Here is a 19,421-nt window from a genome sequence, read left to right as displayed (position 1 = left end):
TAAGGCGATTCATCTCCCACTTACTCCGCTTCGCTTCGTTGAAGTGGGAGTCTTCTCGCCTAATTAAGATAATAATAGTTAAGGCGATTCATCTCCCACTTACTCCGCTTCGCTTCGTTGAAGTGGGAGTCTTCTCGCCTAATTAAGATAATAAAACGCACTACTTGCTGATGTGTTGCAGAAAGCGCCTCTTCCCATTTTTTCAACGCTTCGACATAAGCCGGCTCTAAACCGCTAACAAGCTCCCGAATAACGACCGTATGCTCCTCTTCTTGATGTTTCCAAAATTCCGCTTCGTCTAAAATACGCAGCGGCATTTGCTGGCCATAGTAAAATTGCATGAACATCCCCCCCATATTGCATGATATGGGGGAAAATGAAAAAGTATGAATATACAAACAAGCGTTCCTCTGAACCTCCCGATGGCTAAAGCCACGGGGTTCTTGTGTACTATAGAGCTTCTTCCATACCTTCGCATGGATACTGACTCTAATTCCACAAGACTTTCATGGGCAAACACCTCACTGGTGCTTATCGCCCTGTGCGCCCGATTCAAGACGTTGGATTTTTCTTCTCTATAAGAGTAGTATACCATCTTTGACTACGTCAAAGCAATCGGTTCATCCCATGTCTAAAGACGGGCTACACCCTGCATGGGCTTTCTCCGATTGTACTTGTAATTCACCATAAAAAAACGGGCATCTCCTTCTTAGACACCCGTTCTTTATGATCAATATCCAATTATGCTGGTTTCTCTGTCGTCACATACGTTCCGGCAATAAAATCATGAATCGAACGTTTATCTTCGCGCGCCGCCACCATAATGGCGCTAATAATTAGCGCAATGCCCAGCGTCACAGCATAAACAAGCCCGCCGACAAAGGACCGTAAAAACATCGTGCCGATTCCGACTTTTCCGCCATTTACTTTCGCAATGCGGATGCCTAACAACTTTTTCCCTACAGTATATCCAGACCAAACCGCCGGCACAACTAAAGCGTAAACGAGGTTTGCTGCCGTAGTGAACCAATTCTCCTCCCAGCTTCCCGTAATAAGGTAGCCAATAAACACTAGCGGCAAACCGACAATAAGACCGTCTAATAAACCAGCCGCTAACCGTTTCCAAAATCCCGCTGGATTCCTCACCATGATACAATCCCCTTTCTTTCCCTTCGTCACTACAATGTATTCATCACCATTGCATCCGATTCATGGAAGATTATTATTTATCATACCGATTATTATTTATCATACCGGTTTATCTCTTTATTGACAATGCATGACATTATTTTTTCATTATCGAACTTTGAAAAACAGTTCAATTTAATGCAATTTCGCCACAACGACAGAAATATCATCGAGAAACGGATACTCTTCCTTAAACATTTTATTTATATGTACTATCATATTTTTGTTGTCTAAATGAATATATGGTTTTAGTTTTTCCCGGAACATTTCGATATTGGTTCTAACAGAACCATGGGCCCCTTCGACTACTCCATCCGAGTACAGCACTAACGTTGCTCCTGGAGCGTAATTTAGTTTTCCCGTTTCCACATGGAGATACGATAACAACCCGATCGGGGCACATCCTTGGTCCAGCTCCTCGACTAAACCGTTTGGATGAAATAAAAAGCCAGGAGGATGACCTGCCGAAGCATATTCAATGAACTTTTCTTTTGTGTTTACCATCGCATAAACGGCAGTAAAATAATACGTATTCATTGGCCCATCTTCATGGTACAACAACTGCATATGTTTATTTAACTCATGAAATACTTCTTGCGGATAAATGCATTTTCGAATAACCCCATTTAATAATGAACGAACGGACATACAAATGAGTGAAGCAGCTACTCCGTTCCCCATCACATCCATCAAAAAGATTCCGTATCGGTCGCTATCAATCCGATACCATGCATACATATCTCCCCCTAATTCTCCTGAAGGGACGTACATACCATATATATCAATCGCTTCCGTTTTAAGCGGCTTGCTCAATACACGTTTTTGCACTTCCTGCGCTAATTTTAAATCATCTTTTAAGCTTGTTGCGGTCTTTTCGTTTTTGATCATATCTGAAAATAGAAAAAGATAAAAAATCAGATGCCCTTCTTTATCATGAATCGCTGTAATCATCGTCTGTTGAGCATACACTTCCCCATTTTTCCGGCGCCCACGCAGACTCCCTCTCCACTGTCCTTTTTCAGCGACAGTTTTCTTAATGGTTTGATAAAAATGTTCATTGTAGTAACCAGAATACAAAAAGTCTAATGACAAACCGATTGCTTCTGACCCGTACCCTGTAATTTCTGTAAAAGCGGGATTAATAAATTGAATAACTCCATTTTCATCTGTGATCAATATGCCCTGCTGTACATGTTCGCACACTTTTTCCGCTAGTAAAAGCTTTTCATTCATTTTTTTTATCTCCGTAATATCCGTAATCACTCCACTTAACATTACTAGCTTTCCATTTTCATCAAATGCGGGAAACGTTTGATCCAAAACCCAGCGAACCGTCCCATCCTGTTGATGAATAATGCGATATTCATGTTCAAGACAGCTTCCCTTCCAAAGAGCAGATTGCTTTTTCTCTACCTTTTCTCGATCTTCCGGGTGAATAACTTTTTTCCATAGCTCTACATCTTGATAAAAGGCTTCAGGCTGTATTCCGTAAATCTTCTCGCAAGCCGGAGAAACAAAAATAACCCGCCTTTCCGCTAAGTTAGCTAGCCAATAAACTTGGTCCGCTTTATTATAGAGTGTGTTCCATTCGTCAAGAAGTTCCAATAATTCTTTTAACGAAACATTTTTGTCTTTCCTGATTTTTTGCAAATGCTTATGAATCATATCCCATTCTCCATAAAAAAATTAATCGCATCTTTTTCCGTATCGAAAAGTTTAATAAACGAAGCAAACTTAACAATATGGAAAATTTCTTGAAGCGAATCTCGAACCCCTGCGATCACCAGCTCTTTTTGCTGCTTTCTTGCCGTCATGACACTATTGGCAATAATGCCAAGACCAGCGCTATTAATATATTTCACTTGTTCCATATTTAATATGAGATACTCAGCTGGATTTTGAATAAACTTAGCCATCGCTTTTCGAAATTGTTCGGTATTGTTCAAAGTAATATCTTCATTCCATACGAAAACATCAATTAGTTCATGCTGTGCACCCATATTCCGTTCCTCCAACAGTCGTCAATGAGCTTTATATTTACACATATAAAACAATACGTTATTCCCTTTTTGTTCAATATAAACATCGTCTACAATATGAGTGATAAGCTGCAACCCCCTACCACGTAAGCCTTTGTTGACCTCATCCTTTCTTGTAATGTCAAATTTCTTTCCATGTTGCTTTACACCAATAATCAAATTCTCTTTTCCACATTTCCAAAATACTTCAAAAGGCAGCTGGTTTGTTTTTTGACAATATTCATACGCGTTCGTACACGCTTCCTCCGTTGCTAATCGAAGAAAGAGACAATCACGTGGCAAAAATCCCATTTCACTTGCGATTTGCTCGGTTATATCCATCGCTTTCATAATATCAGAATCTTCCATTACTGTGATATTTCTCCTTATACTTATACTTTCCATCAATATTCCCCCTATTTCTTCTATAATATGTGTGCTAAATAGTACTTTTGTAAGTACGATAACACTTTCTATTCATAGGGGATGAGCATCTTTATAACAACACAGCAACATCGCACTATGTTCGCTTCTATATGTTTATTATAACTAAATACCTAGTTCTTATATACTATTAATGATTATAATACAAATTTATTTTGCTTCCTATTTCCTATATACCAAAACATTTCCATGTTAAACAAGCAGAAAATAAAAAAGGAACATCATCGATCCATAATTTTGTCTAATGATGTTCCTCATTGATAACTTTACGATTGTTTAACTGATATACAAGAGCAATTAGCTGAGAACGGTCGTTTACCCCTATTTTTTGAAAAATATTTGTAATATGGTTTTTCACCGTATGAATGCTAATAAATAATCGATCCGCAATTTCGCGGTTGCTGCATCCTTGGACTAATAAGTTTAACACATCCATCTCCCGGGTCGTTAAGCGTTCCGATAGCATATCGATATTCAATTCTTGCTTTGACGTCTGATAAGTATTTTGCTTCATGACCATTGTGCCGATCCCTATTAATGCCGCAACATATACTTCCGCTTCTTTTGCAGCCTCGATATCTTTCAAATGAACAGCCATCACGCCGTGCACATGTTCATGAACCGAAAATGAAATTTCCATTACAGTCCCAAACTTTGTTTCACGCAGCTTCGGTATATTTTCTAGCAGTCTTTTTTCAGTAGAAAAGTAGCGTTGGCAAACATCTTCATAATATTCTGTTACTTGTTGTTCTGAAATGGCGCCACAATGAACCTTTACTTTCCTTTTATGATCGGCTAACACTGTAAATGCGAAATCACCGTACGCCAGTTCCGCAACAAAATCTGTCATCATCCGTATAATTTCATCGGTATCTTTTACAACATTCATTGCCCGGCCAATTTCTATTAACATCGATAATCTCATGAAATGTCGATCCATTTTTATGTAAGCTAATTCATATTTGGAATGTAATTGCCAATATTTCATGAGAATAGCGCCGATTTGGACTGCCTCTTTCGGTAATGAACGTTTTGTTTGACTGCCGATCACAATCCAGCCTTCTACTTCATCGTTGTGCAAAATCGGATATATCACAACAGTACTCGGTTTTATTCCATTTTTCACGAAAAAAGCAAAACGTGGGTCAAGCGCGGCATTTTCAACACAAACAACATTGTGCGAATGAAATAGGGAGTTTGATAGTGGAGGAAAAGCGGTCTTTATCTGCTGATTCCAAAGCTGTTCTGCCTTTTCTCCCACAGCGTGTGCAACAACCCATTCGCGATTTTGCCGTTTTATATACAATGAAAAATCTATATCAGAGTCTATCTTTTGAAACATATGTAAAAAATCGTCCATATGCAAAGAAAACTGTTGCGCACGATCCACTGCCGTATCTAATAAATAGAAGTACTGTTCGTAATGTTGTTTTTGTCTATTATTGCTAATAAACTCGCCACATATTGTTGCCATTTTTTCAATATCATTTAACTTTTTTTCCACCGCCGATATCGTTTGCTCTTTTGTTTGTTCAATGGCTTGAAGCCATATTTGTGAGTCAGGGAAACGAAAACACTGCTCCTTGATCATCGGTTTTGTCTCTTCTTCAATAAACGCACCTGCCCAAATCCAATACTCGACTTTTTGTTCCACTAGTACAGGTGCGACAATTGCCTTTACTCCCCAATACCCTGTCTGAACAACCATCGGACGTTGCCATTCGGTATAGTCATTCGGAAAACATGAAGGAGGAAACGGCTTATCTGGAGAAAAAAGTACAAGCTCCGCTAATTCCGTTATATTTGAGACTTTTGTAACAGGTTGATGCTGTAAATCAAGCATAATAATGCTTAACTCCGTGAGTGCTGCATATGCATCTTGAACATGCTGCAAAAAATCTTTAATATTCAATTCCTCCTCAACTCACTTACTTGTAATATTGTCATCCTTATCTATTATTTACGTATAAGTAAAGCGAAGTCAAGTTTAGGAAAATAAGGATAGATAATTCAACTATATAGTCCTATTTTCATATGTTCAATATCATAAGTCGATCTGTTAATAATTTTTTAGTCTTGAAATGCCGATTGATCAAAACCATCAGTTAACAGGCAAACAACCTCTACCATTTTCCATCTATTGTTTACGATTCTATTAATTCAATCTTTCATAACATATAAAAGGCCCGGCACGTTCGTATCATGCCAGGCTTCTGTATTCGTTACTCATGGCTCCATTGTTTTTCGGTCTGCCACCTCTTTATCAATGTTCCAATTTGATATTTGATGCTCTATTTTCTTTTTTATGATCCCGCATGTATACAAGGAATAATGAACTTGCAAACCATGTAATCAACCCAAAGATAAAACTTCCCCACCAATTTTGTGTAAATTGTAGAGAAAATAAAACCGTTAACACACAAATGAAACCACCAATCATCCCATAAACAGACCCTTGCGCAGTTTTCGCTGCTTCTTTAGAACCTTTCTTCATGCCAACCATCATCACAGCAACAACCATAACGGCTGGAAATGCGGCAAAAATTCCCCCGATAACTTTCCATGGTAATAGTTTTGCCGTTACATAACTTAACACAACGGCTGATCCGCCGAATAAAAAACGGAAAAATAAATCACGTCTATCCATACAATCACCTTTAATTAAAAATATCCTGAAATGACAGCAAAAAGGATGGAAACGAGAAACCACCCAGCTATTGATTGTGTAAGCCCACGTTTCCAACCTTGCTTAGTACAAAAGTAAACGGCCCCTATTGCACACATAATATTGATGAACATCCCAACAACGGCTCCTTGAGATAGAACAATCGACTTTTCCACTAATTCACTGCCCTTTGCATCGAGCCGAAGTGTCAGTAATGCTGCTAAAAATACAGCGGGAAAGGCAGCAAAAATTCCTCCTATTTTCGGCCCTAATTTTCTCGAGATAATGGTAGAAGCGACGACCGCGCCTCCCCCTAATAAAAATCGAATAACTATTCCACTAATTGATAATGACTCCAAGATAGATTCATCCTTTCTTTGGTGACCAATCTAGTGAGGTAAATATTATTTTTATATATTTATTTGTGATTATTTTCACGTATATATTGTAAACGACGATAGAACAAACGCTTGTGAACTTTTATTTAATTTTTTTCTTGTAACGCTTACACTTCCAAATTTGTGACAAATGTTTGAATAAAACTTATTTTTTCTTACTCCCAACCATGGCGGCAAATATTTTTATAGTAAATCGATTTAATCATCATATGAACAACGTAAATGCAAACATTCAAAAACAGCATGGCTAGCTGGAACATCAATGAACATTCTGAACTGAAAAAATCTACAAGAGAAAGAGGGAATGCCTCCTTTTGGCTATCTCATCTCCGAATATTCAATAGCCTAATTTTGGAAATACAAACACTTAACCTACAACTTGTCTAATCAAACTTATTATCCTGCTCATATATTAATATCGAATCTTAATTAAAAGAGGTGAAACATATGTCAAAAGATTGGGAAGAAAAATGTAAAGATCACCATAAGCCAAAGATAAGATGTGGTTGTATTAATGGGCAAGTAGTGACAGTGAATGGACCTGCAACGCAAGGACCTCCGGGACCTCCGGGACCTCCAGGACCTCCAGGACCTCCAGGACCTCCAGGGGCTGGTGCTATTATTCCGTATGCATCTGGACTAACTCCTGTTGCACTGTCTACAACTGATGTTTTAGGTGTAGTAGTTAGTACTGGATCTATCCTTGGATTCGGAAGTTCTGCGCCAACTGTTGACCTTAGTGCAGGAACACTAAATCTAGGCACCGCCGCCATAAACATTCCTGACTTCGCATTTGTGGTTCCTCGTGCCGGAACAGTCACTTTTTATGGTCAATAAGTGACACGACATAACTGCAAAAAAGGAAAACGGCACCGTCCCGAACAGTCTACGCTGTTCGGGACAGCGCCGATAATCGGTGATCCGATTTCAATCGTGCTCCACATCACCATGGAATAGTCAAGTTAAGCGGCGGCTTGCTGAGTACGTCAGCCAGCTGCTGTTTGATATCGGCCAATGTCTCCGGCGACTTGGCTTCGGCGCGCAGAACAAGGATAGGCTGCGTATTCGACGGACGCACCAATCCCCAACCGTCTTTGAACTGGATGCGGGCGCCGTCCACGTCTACGACCTTATGACTGCTTGCAAACCGCTGTTTGACCGCGGCGATGGCTTCCGCCTTCTGCTCTTCCGGACAAGGCACGCGCGTCTCCGGAGTGGCATGATACCGTGGGACGTCGGCAAATAGCTGCGACAGCTTGCGGTCATCATTGGAGAGTATACGCAACAACCGCCCCGCCGCGTACAAGGCGTCATCATAGCCGTAGAACTCGTCATTGAAGAACAGATGTCCGGACATTTCTCCTGCAAACGGAATCTCTGGCCGGCTGCGCAGTGTCGCCTTAATATGTGAATGGCCAGTGCGATGGAAGAACGGTTTGCCGCCAAGCCGTTCGATTTCCTCGACCAACGCCTGCGAACACTTGACCTCAACCGGCGCTTCGGCCCCTGGATAGCGACGGAGAATCTCACGCCAGAATAAAATCATCAATTGGTCGCCCCAGAGGATGTTTCCTGCCTCGTCGACGACTCCCAATCGGTCACCGTCGCCATCGAATGCCACACCGAGATCCGCCTTTTCCCGTCGCACCACGTCAATTAAATCCTTCAGATTCTCCGGTACCACCGGATCTGGATGGTGATTAGGGAATGTCGGATCGGATTCGCAATACAAAGGTATGACCTCGCAGCCCCATGCCTCCAAGGCTTTCGGCGCAATCGCCGAAGGGGTCCCGTTGCCGCAATCGACCACTACCTTGAGCTTGCGCGATCCCAGCTGGATCTTGTCTTGCAGCATTTTCAGATAGGCCGGTTCGATGTCAAGCGTCTCCACATATCCTTCCTTCCACGTGTCGATGCGGCTGATCCCTTGTGAGTGGAGAATCCGCTCCATCGTCCGCCGCAATTCCTGAATGCGCTCGCCATAAATGGTAGTCTTATTCATTGCAATCTTAAAACCGTTTTCGTCGCCTGGATTGTGGCTTGCGGTGATGATCATGCCGCACGGCACATTAGTGTACTCGAGGCTGTAGTAGAACATCGGGGTCGTCACCTGACCGATGTCAATCACCCGACACGACGCCTGGCTAAGCCCCGCAATCAGCGCACGGTGTAATGCAGGTGAAGAGATGCGGTTGTCGTGGCCAACCACCACTTTCTCCTCACCGGCTTGCCGTACCATTTCCGCAAACGCCAATCCTAACAAATAGGCAAAATTCTCGTCGAGCTCCTCTCCTGCGCGTCCGCGAATATCGTACTCTTTAAACACGTGCTTCGGTAGAACGGATCGTTGTTCCATCGAAAGACTCATTGAAAGCCACCTCCAATTGCAAGGAATTTGCCATAGCTTCCGTCAATAAATAGGAAAGTGTCGACTCAGCCCCTCGATTCGGATTCGGCCCATCCGAATTTAGGCCGTCACAGCAGCTCCCATCGCTCAGATCGGCGAGGGGAACACCAAGGTCGTTATCGCCATAAAACCAATCGCGGCAGCGACGAACGACTTCTCGGTACGTGTCGTCTCCCAATACCCGATAGGCCTCGCGGGCGGCCAAGGCCAGTTTCATCACATCAACGGGTTGCTGATCCCAGTCAGCGCGTCCGTTGCGGCTGCACCAACCGCGATTGCCGATAGGACGGATGACGCCTCCCTGGCCGCTCATCTTATCCAGCAGGAAGTCGAGGCTTTCTTTAGCTACCTGCAGCGTCTCAACGCGGCCGCGATACCGATAGGCCACAAACAACGCCCACGGCAACAGCCCATTGGCGTAGGTGATTTGCGGCTCATACCAACGCCAGTCATCCGTTCTGTTCATGTGGTAAGCGTCGAGCAAACTCCGCTCAAATACGTCCGCCAGATTGATGAGATCAGCCTCGGTCACACCAGAAGGCAAATCCAAACCGTCTCTCCGCTTAGACAATAGCAGGCAACAAGTCGCAAGAGCCCATGCCTGACCGCGCAAAAACCGCAACCCGCGGCTGGCCGAAAGCGCCCGGCCCAGGATCTCGGCGGCCACACATCTCCGGGCCTCATCATCGAGATTTACGTACGCCACTGCCGCAGCCCAGAGTGATCGGCCTAGGCAGTCGTCTGAGCGTGATTCTGATTCCGGCGTCCGGTCAAAATGAAAGTTATTCTGGAACCAGCCGTCCTCCCTCTGCGCCCAGAGCAAGAAGGCCAAGTATCGATCCAACAGCCGATATAGCCTGTTTTGCTCCTTGGACTCATCGTCTCCAAATAAATCAAGCCACTCCATGCACACCCAGATGGCACGCGCATTGTCATCGGTTGAGTATCCCTCGCGTCGGCGCGGAATGCGCCCCAAGCTATGCTCAAGCAGCCCCGTGTCGTCAGTCATGCGTTCTAAATGATCGAACTTAACGACTGACAGAGGCAACGGGATTCACCTCTCCTTCCAATCGCTCTTTGGCTTTTTCATCACCGTCCGTTTCACTGCAGAGCTTTGCAAACAGTTGCAGGTGTTGCTCGCCTACACGAGGCCAGTGCGTCGTTTCACCAATCTTCCGAATCCGCTCTTCCCACTGCCGCAAAGCCGCATCATCGGCCAACAGCCGCCGCAACTGCCGCTCCCAGGCTTCAGTGTCGCCGTACGGCAGCAACAGTTCCTCGCATCCGCGCAACAGGTCGCGGGCATGTTCATATGGCGTCGAGAGAACCGGACGGCCCACGCCAACCGCATAGGCCAAGGTGCCGCTGGTAATTTGCTGCATCCCCGGATACGGAGTGACGTAAAGATCACACGCCGTCAAATAGGCGATGAGTTCCTCCTCGCTAAAATAGCGGTCGATCATTCGTACGTTCTCCTCCAGTCCGAGGCGACGGATCATCTCCTGAAGCTCCTCGCGGTACGCTTCTCCTTCGCGTTTTTTCACTTCAGGGTGTGTCTGTCCGGCGATGACATATAGCGTCTCCGGCACTTCGCGAACGACTCCCGGCAAGGCGGAGATCACTGACTCGATGCCCTTGCCGCGATTGAGCAATCCAAAAGTGAACATAACCTTGCGTCCTTCGAAGCCCAAGCGGCGGCGAAGGCGATCCCGTTCCTCACTGAGCGGCTTTGGTGAACCGTGCGGAATGTAGAAGATTTTACTCTCCGGCAAGTTAAACGCTCGTGTCAGGTACGAAATCGCCTGACGATTCATAACCACGATAGCGTCGCTCGCATCGGCAATTTCTTGCTGAATACGGCGATAAGGCGGTTGAGGATCAGCAAAGATGGTATGAAACGTCGTGACAAGCGGCTTTTTCAGGGCTCGGACGAAGTCCAGTATGTATTCACCCGCTTCGCCTCCGAAAATACCGAACTCGTGCTGCAAGACCACTACTGAGACATCGCTAAGATTAACCCGTTCCGCCATTCGCGTGTAAGCCGCTCGGTCCTGTGCTGCCAGCGGCCAAAACTTCGGATTGTTCCGGTACACTGAATCGTCATCGCTTTCGTTATAGAGCACAATCACCGGATCGACATCTCGTCGTTTGCCGGCGGCGCTCACGCTCTCAAGAAGATGCTCGGTGAACGTGGCAATGCCGCAACGACGCGGTGGATATGTGCTGACGTATGCGATCCGCTTCATGCCTGCATCACCTCTTGAGGTTGGTTGATAATAGAATTCTCGAACTCCTCGCCGGCAGGCGCCACGGTCCGATACCCGAAAATGCTGTTGCTGAGACGGCTACCATCGCGTACGACTGAACGATCCCAAAGGATGGAGTTCGAACAATGCACGCGAGCACCGATGTAGCAGTTATCACCAATCACCGCGTATGGACCAATCACCGCTTGGTCGCCTACTTTCACATTATTTCCAATTAATACTGGTGGCACCAAGAGGACGCCGGAACCTAATTCGACGCCTTCCCCTGTCCAAACACCTGGCTGAACCTGACGCCCTTGCATGGAAAGAGGAAAACGTCGGTCGAGCGCATCCCAATGAACTTGGCGATAACGTGCCGGAGTTCCCATGTCGCGCCAGTAGCCACTGCTTACCATACCGTAGACTCCAGCGTTTTCCTGAATCAAACGCGGGAACGTTTCGCGTTCAATCGAGACCTCGCGTTGCGCCGGAATATAACGCATAACCTCCGGTTCGAGGATGTACAAGCCGGCGTTGATTCGATTTGACGGTGCCTCTTCAGGGCGCGGTTTCTCAATAAAACGCAAGATCCGTCCGGTATCATCCTGTTCAACTACTCCGTATGAAGAAGGATCATCTACTTCTGTCAGTGCAATGGTGGCAATTCCACCGTGCTGGCGGTGAAACTCAAGAAGAGGAATCAACTGTGGCAAGTGGACGATGTCGGCGTTGAAAACCAAGAACCGCTCATCGAGTAGTCGCTCCGCGTTTTTGATGGCTCCTGCCGTCCCCATCGGAAACGGTTCGAGAGCATACTCAATCTTCACTCCCCAGCGCCGTCCGTCGCCGAAGTAACGACGAATCACATCTGAGCAGTGGTGAGCGGCTATGACAAACTGATCGACGCCTTGTTCACGCAGATGAGTGATGAGGTGTTCCAACCATGGGCGATTTGCAATGGGTGCCATTGGTTTCGGTAGGTTTTCAGTTAGTGGACGTAGACGTGTGCCCAAACCTCCAGCTAGCAGCAATGCTTTCATTTTGCCATCCCTCCATTAGTTTCGAAATTCATAGGGTTTACTAAATTACTATGAAGACCGAAACAGATGGATGAATGAAAAAATGAAAGATGAGAGGTTGATTGTTAGCACTCAATATCACCGGTTGCTAATAATTAGTATACATAATATCCCCTGTGATGGCAAGTAAAACGCTCGTACTTTTGGTTGGACCACATTGAGTTTGCTCAGCGATCTCCATGCTGCTAAAGAGAAAGCCTGAGGATTTGGGACTTTGCGTCCCTCTGTGCTAAGAAGGACGCAAAACAGGAGCGCCAAAAGCTGTCTTTTCGGTATAATACAATTGTTGACATAATATAAGATAATAAGGATTCATACGAGATGAAGGAGGTAAAGATGCCATGCCTTATCCGCTCCCACCATATCGCGTAGGAATTGCCGGCGCAGGCGCTTTTGCTGAGTTCTTGGCCGGCGCTCTCGCTCCGTTGCCGGAATTTCAGTTGACAGCCGTTGCTGGCCGTACTGACGAAAAGCGCCAGCGCGTGCTGGACGCCTATCGCCACCATCGATCCGATGCCGCTCCCCCGCGCGAATATCGGGAAGCGTCCGAACTTATCCACGATCCGGACATCGACGTGGTGATCCTGACAACACCGCCTCACCTCCACGCACCGCTCGGCGAACTTGCGTTGACGAAAGGAAAGCATCTGTTGCTGGAAAAACCAGGGGCGCTGACTTCAGCGGCGCTGAAAAGCAATGCCCAGCTCGCAGCGAAACAACGGCGAGCGTTCGCCGTCAATCTGGTCTTGCGCTACAACCCGTTGGTGGAAGCGGTCGAATGGATGCTCCGTCACCATCTATTGGGTCGTGCGCACCACGCCAGTCTCCACAACGCCGCACACCGCGTCACATCTGGGCATTGGTTCTGGAACCGCGAATTGAGTGGAGGCATCTTCATCGAACATGGGGTTCACTTCTTCGAAGTCGGTCGCCACTGGTTTGGCGAACCTGTGGATGCGCGCGGTTTTGCCGCAACCGAAGCAAACGGCGAGCAGTCGCGCGTGTGGGCGAGTGTGATTCACCGCAGCTGCACACGTCAGGGCCATGTACAGAAAGCGCAATTGCCGACAAAAGAGGCAGGCGCCGAATCTCCGAACGAGTACGTACCGGTTCAGTACTACCACGGATTCACAATGGAGGCGGACGCTCCCGAATCGACACAATGGGAAGTCCACTGTGCCCAAGGGCGGATTGTGCTTGAAGGCTGGATTCCTCAACGTCTGTACGTCGAGGGCGTGCTCACAGCAGAACAGGCAGAACTAATCGACGCTCTTCTCGACACCATACCTACGCAACCTGCGGCAAACGCTGGCGAACAGGTACGGACATGGGCCGCATCGCGGTTCCCGTCGTCCGATCGTACATCCTCTTCTTCTGTTTCCCGCCTACCGTATCGGCGGACGTTATCATTAGTTGATCGACAAGGATGGTATGAGGCGATGGTCCAAGCCCGCTTCCTAGACTTTTGCCGGATGATCCAAGACCCGAACTGGAGCGGACTGGTAACGCCTGACGACGCCGCATCCGACCTAGCCCTCGCCGAAGCTTGCACGGTTTCGGAAGCTTGGCAGGAAGGCTTGAGTCGGGACTTTTCATCCAATCAGACGAGACCGCTTTCACCTTGATTCGCACCCAACCATCTCCTTTCTGGACATCATTAAATAATTCCATCTGTTGGGCGTACGAAAAAAAAACCGCCAACCAGGGAAACGCCTGGTTGACGGTTTCAAATTTTTATAGTTCTGTCGTTGGAAATCAAAACTACCCTATCGTCGTGAACCTTTCTCACCTATGCCACTGAGCCGAATATCATATTTGACCAATGATGCACAACAGGGATTAAGAGTAACCATTCTTCCAAAAATAACAACTGCCCGCTAATTTATCCGGCATCCACGTCGCCTCCCTTTCGCCAATACAATACAGAAAACTAAGACAGGCACAAATCGAAAGAAAAGATCCCTTCATCCATCTTAATAGAAAATAGATAACAAATAATAACATTAACAAACTTAATTTGCTAAAATAATAGAAAAAAAAATAAATTTTCAGGTGAGCAACTTGGAAAAGAAAGGTTTCTTTGAAGAACTATATCTCGCAAATAAAACATATCCCGAATCAAATATCATTCAACGTCTTTCTCCAAAAGAATATATAGAAGTCCTTATTCTTCATGCAGCAAAGCAGCTTGGAGATAAATTTAAGCGCCTTGCCGACGAAAATCGTTTTGATGAGATTATCCAGCTGACAGAACACATTTCCAATTTAGCATCCGATCATCAACAAAAACTTTCTTTACCGCTTTCGATGATTACATATAACTATTCCAACAGGGAATTACCTGTTATTAAAGATTTGTTTTTATCAAGATTGAACTTGTTGCATAATGACAAACACTCAATGAAAAACTTTTTTAAAACTCTTAAATATGAAATGTTGACGGCCGACTCTGTTGATTTTATGGTCAGTTTTATTCGTATGTCGGGATTACAGCTCATCATCCGGCCGCTATTAGAGCTTGAAATCGGGAAGAGCTTTTAGATAATGCGATTAAGACATTTCAGCAAGTGATCCCGAAGAAAGAAATTTTCGGAAAAATTACTGGAACGGTCAAAGAATTTGATAAACCTTATCTGTTCAGCACGGTCCAATCCCTGCATAAAGACGAGATTTTAAAACGATTTAAGCGAGACGAATTTGACTATATAATTATCGATGAATTTCATCATGCCGAAGCACCGACGTATCGAAAAGTGATCGACTATTTTCAACCGAAGTTTTTACTAGGCTTGACCGCTACGCCGGAACGAATGGATGGACGAGATGTTTTAGCGCTTTGTGACCATAACATTGTCTACGAAATTCGCTTGAGAGAAGCACTAGAGGCCAATTTACTAGCACCGTTTCACTATTTCGGTGTATCAGACCATACCGTTGACTACAGTAAAATCCCTCTTAAAAACGGCTTCTTTGATGAAGATGCTCTTGTAAAAGCATTAAAAACCAATGAACGGACAGATTTTATTATCGAAATGATTAAGACCTACGGCTACCACGGTGACCGGATGATCGGGCTAGGATTTTGCACAAACATTGAACACGCGAAATATATGAGTGAGGAATTTAACAAACGTGGGTATCATACAACCTACTTGACCGGTGAGCACAGCATCGATTATCGAGAAAAAGTCATTAAACAGCTAGAAGATGAAAACCACCCTTTAGAGTTGATTTTTACTGTCAATATTTTTAACGAGGGAATCGATATTCCAAAGTGTAACTATTCAGCCACATGATCAAGTGAGCTGAATATTTTTTGTATTTCCTGTCTATGATGTGAATATTGATAGACAAGGAGGTGAATCGCATGTTGACGGTACAACAAGCTGTATTTACAGTTGAGAGCTTCATCGGCAAAGTCCAACAACAAAAACAGCTAATTGCCCATCAACAACAAGTTATCGACCAGATTTTTACAGAAAACAAACAACTACGCAAAGAAAATGAACAACTCAAGTATCGCGTTCAAGGACTAGAAGCACGCACGAAAAAAACAGCTCCAATAGCCATTTGCCCGATCTTCTGACCCTGACCGTTTTGTCCATACCCATTCCTCTCGTAAGCCATCTGGCAACAAGCTAGGCGGACAAGGCGGAGCGCAGAGAGTTTTTAACAACTTTTTCCTAATTGTACAGAGTGATAAAACCACACGCCATAGATTACGATATATGTAATCGGGCGTGTGGTTTTTTCGTGTAAATATCTATGCCTTGTTGTTTCGTTTGTTTTGCTGATACAGTTGTACGATTTGTTCCTCCTGTTCGCGAATGGTGACTTTTGGAACAGGGGTCGGTTTTTTGTTTTGATCGATGGCGACCATTGTTAAAAAGCATGTCGTTGTTAAGTGATGTTCACCTGTAAATAAATCCTCTGTTTCGACTTTGACGAATACTTTCATGGATGTGCGACCGGTCGAGTAGACGAATGCTTCAAGCTTTAAAATATCGCCAACTTTTGCGGACGAAATGAAATCAACTTTGTCAATCGAAACGGTGACGACTGCTTTTCGTGCATGACGCATGGCGGATATTGCCGCAATTTCATCAATGTAAGCTAAAACGGTACCGCCAAAAATCGTGCCGAGATGGTTTGTATCAGAAGGTAATACGAGACGCGTTTGAATCGTTTTTGACTGCTCGACGCTTACTTCCATGATTTCATCCCTCCGTACGCTAAAAGACGCTCGCGGTATTCGCGTGCTGCCTCTACCATCACTTGAAGTGCGGCAATCGTTTCTTCTTCTTTTCGAGTTTTTAATCCGCAATCAGGATTGACCCAAAATTGTTCTGGACGAAGAACGCGAAGTGCCCGTTCGATTTGTTCGCTTAGTTCTTCTTTTGTCGGAATGCGTGGGCTATGAATGTCATACACCCCTAATCCGATTCCCTTCTCATACTCATATGTTTCAAATACAGAAACAAGTTCACCGTGGCTTCGCGACGATTCAATAGAAATGACATCCGCATCAAGCTCATCAATGATATGCATCATATGTTCAAATTGTGAATAGCACATATGCGTATGAATTTGCGTTTCCTCTTCCACCGATGAGGTAGCGAGGCGAAACGCCATAACGGCATCTTCCCAATATGATGCATGTTTCTCTTTTTTGAGCGGCAATCCTTCCCGTAACGCTGGCTCATCGACTTGAATGATGCGTATTCCTTCTTTTTCTAACTGCAATACTTCCTCACGAATGGCGAGGGCGAGCTGCACCAGCACATGTTTTCGTGGAATATCGTCGCGAACGAACGACCAGTTTAAAATAGTTACTGGTCCTGTTAACATTCCTTTCACAGGTTTAGTCGTTAATGATTGGGCATATACTGTTTCTTCTATGGTCATCGGTTGTTGATAGGCAATATCGCTAAAAATAATAGGTGGGCGCACACAACGTGATCCATATGATTGCACCCAGCCGTTTGTTGTGCATGCCATGCCTTGCAGTTTTTCACCGAAAAACTCCACCATATCTGTACGTTCAAATTCGCCATGGACAAGCACATCGAGCTGAAGTTGCTCTTGAATGTCGATCCATTTTGCGATTTCTTTCTTTATAAACGACTTGTATTGCTTGTCGTTCCATTCGCCTTTTTTCCACTTCATTCGAGCTTGGCGCACGTCGCTCGTTTGTGGGAAGCTTCCAATCGTCGTTGTTGGCAACAGCGGAAGTTGTAAATGTGCTTGTTGTACTTTTCGTCGTTCGTTGTAAGGTGTTCGGCTTACCGGAACGGTTTCGGCTGTTTGTTCTTGTTCGTGGTGAAGTTTGGCGAAATAAACGTTTGTTTGTTCATCGTATTTGATTAGCTCGTCGATCGTTACGTTTCCGTTCATATACTCTGTCAACATACGTATTTCATCTAATTTTTCATCGGCAAATGATAAAGCCCCAGCAAGCTCCGTCGGCAATGCATGTTCATGTTTTGTCGTGACAGGAACATGCAGTAAGCTGCAAGACGGTTGAATGATCAGTTGTTCGGCAACGTTTGCTAAATGATGAAGGAGCGTTGCTTTTTGGGCAAGCGAGCTTTTCCATACATTGCGACCGTCTACAATCCCAGCAACTAATATTTTATCTTTCGGAAATCCGTACGTGTTTATGTTTTTCATGTTCTCGCCATCGTCATGCACGAAATCAAGCCCAATGCCTGCGACAGGTAAAGCAACGATTTCACGATAATGCGGTACGCTATCAAAATATGTTTGTAAAATAAGGTTTATATTTGATACATCGCGATGAAAAACTTCATATACATCACGAAATGCATCGACTATGTCATCGTCTATATCTTGAACGAGAATCGGTTCATCGATTTGGACGAATGACACGCCCGCTTCGCTTAGTTGTTTGAATAATTCCACATAAAGAGGAACTAATTGTGCGAGATGTTTGCGCCACTCGTGTCGCGCGTATTGCTTAGAAAGCAAAAGAAACGTAATCGGTCCAAGTAATACAGGTTTTGTTTCTAAATTGAATGTTTCTTTTACAAGCTTGTATTCTTTCAATAGGCGATTATCCACTAATTTCGGCTTCGTTTGCCCGATTTCAGGCACAATGTAGTGATAATTTGTATTAAACCATTTCGTCATTTCAAGCGCATGTTGCCCATTTGTCCCACGTGCCATTGCAAAATATTGCTCAAGCGTATCGTTTATTTGTTGAAATCGTTCTGGAATATACCCAAACATAAATGCGGTATCTAGCACGTGATCGTATAAAGAAAAATCTCCGATCGGAATGAGATCAATTCCTTTCTCAAGTTGTTTACGAATGGAATCGAGTCGAATCGTTTCCATTGTTTTTGTGAATTGATCTTTGTCTATTTGCCCATTCCAAAAAGATTCTAATGTTTTTTTCCATTCTCTTTTTTCACCAATGCGCGGATACCCTACATTTGAACTACGAATGAACAAGTTAAGCACCTCCAGTCATTTTATCCCAATCAAGCAAAAAAACCCTCTTCCAAACAGAAGGAGGGCATAGCTAACTCGTATTGAGATACGTGAAGTGCCTCAATATCATATGTCCTCACTCCTCCCTATGACGCGTAGGTCGTAAGTGCATACAACAGGCAGGTCTCCTGACTTAGCTTCATCGCCGTCTATCTCCTTCCCATTTCAAATGAAACAGTGGATGATGATAAACAGCTCTGCATCACAGTGGCGCGACCGTGTTGGATTTTCACCAAACTTCCCTTTTAAGATTCACAGCATGTATAAAATTCAGAATAAACGAACTTTTTGTTTTTTTCAACTGAAATGTTTTTTTGGGTTTTGAGAGATGTAACGCCGTAGTTAATGGTTATATTTTTCTTTTAAGTTAATATTAATATTTTATTGATAATTTGTAACTATTCAGCCACATCATAAAGTGAGCTGAATATTTTCTTCTTTCCTTGTCTATGATGTGAATATT

The 19,421-nt window shown here is 44.4% G+C and carries 14 protein-coding genes, 3 pseudogenes and 1 riboswitch; of the genes and pseudogenes, 3 read left to right on the top strand and 14 right to left on the bottom strand.

Translation table 11 applies throughout. The annotated features are described in order from the left end of the window. Positions 1-113: 113 nt before the first annotated feature. The 12 genes and pseudogenes from DCC82_RS09730 to DCC82_RS09670 all read right to left on the bottom strand — a co-directional run. A pseudogene (locus tag DCC82_RS09730) lies at positions 114-341 on the bottom strand (DUF2935 domain-containing protein); the annotation flags it as partial. Between the two features lie 400 nt (positions 342-741). Then, complete coding sequence (locus tag DCC82_RS09725; RefSeq protein WP_012749108.1) at positions 742-1,149, bottom strand: RDD family protein; 408 nt, start codon at positions 1,147-1,149, stop codon at positions 742-744. Between the two features lie 174 nt (positions 1,150-1,323). After that, positions 1,324-2,853, bottom strand: coding sequence for a SpoIIE family protein phosphatase (locus tag DCC82_RS09720; RefSeq protein WP_108430335.1), 1,530 nt, complete (start codon positions 2,851-2,853; stop codon positions 1,324-1,326). Continuing rightward, on the bottom strand, positions 2,850-3,188 hold the full coding sequence (locus DCC82_RS09715) for an STAS domain-containing protein (protein WP_012749106.1): 339 nt from the start codon (positions 3,186-3,188) through the stop codon (positions 2,850-2,852). The genes DCC82_RS09720 and DCC82_RS09715 overlap by 4 nt, the downstream gene beginning before the upstream one ends. 21 nt (positions 3,189-3,209) lie before the next feature. After that, entirely contained in the window at positions 3,210-3,611 is a 402-nt protein-coding gene (locus tag DCC82_RS09710) for an ATP-binding protein (RefSeq protein ID WP_081188388.1), read from the bottom strand. A 280-nt stretch (positions 3,612-3,891) separates the two neighbouring features. Beyond that, a complete protein-coding gene (locus tag DCC82_RS09705; protein ID WP_081188390.1) occupies positions 3,892-5,562 on the bottom strand; it encodes a response regulator transcription factor in 1,671 nt (556 codons plus the stop codon). Between the two features lie 351 nt (positions 5,563-5,913). After that, positions 5,914-6,297, bottom strand: coding sequence for a DUF3147 family protein (locus tag DCC82_RS09700; RefSeq protein WP_081188392.1), 384 nt, complete (start codon positions 6,295-6,297; stop codon positions 5,914-5,916). A gap of 14 nt (positions 6,298-6,311) precedes the next feature. After that, entirely contained in the window at positions 6,312-6,674 is a 363-nt protein-coding gene (locus tag DCC82_RS09695; protein ID WP_190305454.1) for a DUF3147 family protein, read from the bottom strand. A 982-nt stretch (positions 6,675-7,656) separates the two neighbouring features. Then, complete coding sequence (locus DCC82_RS09685) at positions 7,657-9,081, bottom strand: phosphomannomutase/phosphoglucomutase (protein ID WP_081188396.1); 1,425 nt, start codon at positions 9,079-9,081, stop codon at positions 7,657-7,659. Then, positions 9,032-10,168 (bottom strand): glycosyl transferase, encoded by a 1,137-nt coding sequence (locus DCC82_RS09680; protein ID WP_089096820.1) that lies wholly within the window; start codon positions 10,166-10,168, stop codon positions 9,032-9,034. Before DCC82_RS09680 ends, DCC82_RS09685 begins: the two co-directional genes overlap by 50 nt. Beyond that, positions 10,149-11,366 (bottom strand): glycosyltransferase family 4 protein, encoded by a 1,218-nt coding sequence (locus DCC82_RS09675; protein WP_081188398.1) that lies wholly within the window; start codon positions 11,364-11,366, stop codon positions 10,149-10,151. Before DCC82_RS09675 ends, DCC82_RS09680 begins: the two co-directional genes overlap by 20 nt. Beyond that, on the bottom strand, positions 11,363-12,406 hold the full coding sequence (locus tag DCC82_RS09670) for a nucleotidyltransferase family protein (protein ID WP_097354481.1): 1,044 nt from the start codon (positions 12,404-12,406) through the stop codon (positions 11,363-11,365). Before DCC82_RS09670 ends, DCC82_RS09675 begins: the two co-directional genes overlap by 4 nt. Before the next feature lie 380 nt (positions 12,407-12,786). On the opposite strand from DCC82_RS09670, the gene DCC82_RS09665 reads away from it, so the two are divergent. From DCC82_RS09665 to DCC82_RS09655, 3 genes and pseudogenes are all read left to right on the top strand, one after another. Then, positions 12,787-14,070 carry a Gfo/Idh/MocA family protein gene (locus DCC82_RS09665; RefSeq protein ID WP_089096819.1) on the top strand — a complete coding sequence of 428 codons (1,284 nt, stop codon included), beginning with the start codon at positions 12,787-12,789 and terminating at the stop codon, positions 14,068-14,070. Between the two features lie 436 nt (positions 14,071-14,506). Beyond that, positions 14,507-15,726, top strand: a pseudogene (locus DCC82_RS09660) (DEAD/DEAH box helicase); the annotation flags it as partial. Positions 15,727-15,812: 86 nt separating this feature from the next. Beyond that, positions 15,813-16,101: pseudogene (locus DCC82_RS09655) on the top strand (IS66 family transposase); the annotation flags it as partial. A gap of 107 nt (positions 16,102-16,208) precedes the next feature. Here DCC82_RS09655 and DCC82_RS09650 read toward each other — a convergent pair. Together DCC82_RS09650 and metE are read right to left on the bottom strand one after the other, a co-directional pair. Further along, positions 16,209-16,658 (bottom strand): acyl-CoA thioesterase, encoded by a 450-nt coding sequence (locus DCC82_RS09650; protein WP_055442031.1) that lies wholly within the window; start codon positions 16,656-16,658, stop codon positions 16,209-16,211. Then, positions 16,649-18,919, bottom strand: coding sequence for a 5-methyltetrahydropteroyltriglutamate--homocysteine S-methyltransferase (gene metE / locus DCC82_RS09645; protein ID WP_097354480.1), 2,271 nt, complete (start codon positions 18,917-18,919; stop codon positions 16,649-16,651). Before metE ends, DCC82_RS09650 begins: the two co-directional genes overlap by 10 nt. A 140-nt stretch (positions 18,920-19,059) precedes the next feature. Further along, positions 19,060-19,238, bottom strand: a riboswitch (cobalamin riboswitch). Positions 19,239-19,421: the final 183 nt, after the last annotated feature.

The organism is Geobacillus sp. LYN3 (assembly GCF_003064505.1).
GTDB lineage: Bacteria > Bacillota > Bacilli > Bacillales > Anoxybacillaceae > Parageobacillus_B > Parageobacillus_B toebii.
The sequence above is the reverse complement of the archived record's forward strand: the minus strand, read 5'-3'. Positions and strand labels throughout refer to the sequence as shown.